The organism is Pseudoalteromonas sp. NBT06-2 (assembly GCF_002276045.1).
Classification (GTDB): Bacteria; Pseudomonadota; Gammaproteobacteria; order Enterobacterales; family Alteromonadaceae; genus Pseudoalteromonas.
In genome coordinates this window covers 1-1923 of the sequence record NZ_NQMR01000324.1, presented here as the reverse complement: position 1 = coordinate 1923, position 1923 = coordinate 1, and the positions used below count along the sequence as shown (strand labels likewise).

At 33.4% G+C, this 1923-nt stretch carries 2 protein-coding genes; one reads left to right on the top strand and one right to left on the bottom strand.

The features are described 5' to 3' along the window. Window positions 1–88: 88 nt before the first annotated feature. On the bottom strand, window positions 89–757 hold the full coding sequence (locus CJF42_RS25805) for a potassium channel family protein (RefSeq protein WP_170940779.1): 669 nt from the start codon (window positions 755–757) through the stop codon (window positions 89–91). A gap of 399 nt (window positions 758–1156) precedes the next feature. Between CJF42_RS25805 and CJF42_RS25800 the strand changes: the two genes are divergently transcribed. Beyond that, the gene (locus CJF42_RS25800; RefSeq protein ID WP_095369347.1) at window positions 1157–1606 is read left to right on the top strand and encodes a hypothetical protein; all 450 of its coding nucleotides are present in this window, start codon (window positions 1157–1159) and stop codon (window positions 1604–1606) included. Window positions 1607–1923 lie beyond the last annotated feature (317 nt).

Genomic DNA, 1923 nt, shown 5'->3' with positions numbered 1-1923 from the left:
CCGCATCAATCTGGGGGTATTTTGTGCGGCTACAACATGATGGATGGTATGGAGGTTAGAGACCTCCGGCTACCCGATTAAGTGATTTTTACTCAACACTACTTTCTTTTTTACCAGCATAAAGAGCAAAACTAACAATTATAAGTGTAAACCCAACTAGAACCTCATGAATTACCAAAAATTTTGGAAGCCAATAAACTGGTGAGAAGTCACCATAACCTAGCGTTGTAATTGTTACTCCACTTAAGTAAATAGTATCAATAATGCCTTCAAATTCTTTACTAAACCAGCTAGTAGGCATTAGCAAGAATAAAATTGAATAATTTAGAATAAGCTCAATATAACTTAATAGCGATAGTTCAATTCTCTTTCGGAAGGATAAACTGCTTTTTGTGGGGGCATTTTCTGATTTATCTAAAGCATCCTGAATAAATGCAAAAAAAATTTCATTACATCGTGACCACGTTATAGCATAAACACCTATGCATGGGAGAATAGCCCAAGAGAGTGAATATGACTGAAGAGCATTCGGTTTGTAACCTACTCCCAAGATTAAAGTAAATAGGATTGAGAAAAACAAGTAAGAGTAATTTCTAGCTATTATTCCTTCAGTTCTTTCTTCTTTACCTAAGCCTTCTTTTATATATGAAGCATACCACCAAGTAGGTGAAAGAATTTTTGTTACAGTAAAAAAGAATAGAGAATAAGTGGGTTTTAGATATTTTTCGCCTAGTTTATATACTGAAATATTTATCATCAACAACTCCATGTTTGGCAAAAGCACTTAACAGCTTGTATGGATTTATTCCATGTTTAAACACTGACTTTTTCCGTCTATTATGATTCTTAATTTCGATAAAATACTCTCATTTTCTAATTTTATCAAAGGCTTTGATAAATATTATAAGATTTTATTTTGTGTGATAGACGGAATAATTCCGTCTATCAAAGACACATTTACAATCTTGTATTCAATGGTGGGGTTTTCTTAATTTTATATTTTGCTCGGCAAAAGCGAGCATTACTACTTAAAGAGATACAAAAAAAGTATGGTTTTGCGAATAATTCTTATTTAACATTGAATAACAAGCGTTAATTGTTTACATTATGGGTACGGAAGTAAGATATTACTAAATTATTTTTATAGAGAATTTTCATGAATAAATCAATACAAAAAAGCCTTGTTTTTTGCTGTTTGGGCTTATCTATTAGCGCTTATGCGAAACCTGATTTTCATAAACTCCTTGAAAAGAGTCCAAGTATGGCAAGTTATTTGTATAATAATCAGATTCAAAGTGAATCTAAGGTTGATAGCGGGGTTATTTATACAAGACAGCACCCAGGTTCAAAACCTGAAAATGGATTTGGCGAATTATTAGCTGTAACGATGCCAAAGTATGATGCTCGTTTTTCGAATGAACTAAGTGCTTACTGGACTTTTCAAATTCGTTTGGCTCGACAAAACGAAGGGTCTAAATGGCATACTTTTGCAAAAAATTTACCAACAGGCGTACAGACTATAAAGAGGCGCTCACCAAAACACTGGATGGGTCAACGCGTAACTTCTTGGTCTGATGTTAAAGAGTTTAAAGTATTAGTTTACTAAAACGAATTGTTACTACTTTGTCCTATTCATTTTTATGGCTAGGACATTTTTTCGATTAACAATTTCTGGATGCAGAATCTCAAAGCGAGCAAAACTGACTAAAGTGATGCAAAAAAGTTGCTGTTAAGCGCTTTAATTGGAGAAAATTTAGTTACTTTTACTGCTGTTTGACAGGCAAAATCAATTTCCAGGTAGAGGTTTTATTTGTATCACAAATAGATTATACCAAGATAACCAGCTAACGACTGCAACAGGCTCTGAGTAGCCTTAAAAAGCAAGCGTCTGAAAGTCTGTTAATGGCACAACAATGTCATTAA

Bases quoted from the DNA above. Each gene is read 5' to 3' on its own strand.
- CJF42_RS25805 (WP_170940779.1), bottom strand. From the start codon at position 757: ATGATAAATATTTCAGTATATAAACTAGGCGAAAAATATCTAAAACCC.
- CJF42_RS25800 (WP_095369347.1), top strand. From the start codon at position 1,157: ATGAATAAATCAATACAAAAAAGCCTTGTTTTTTGCTGTTTGGGCTTA.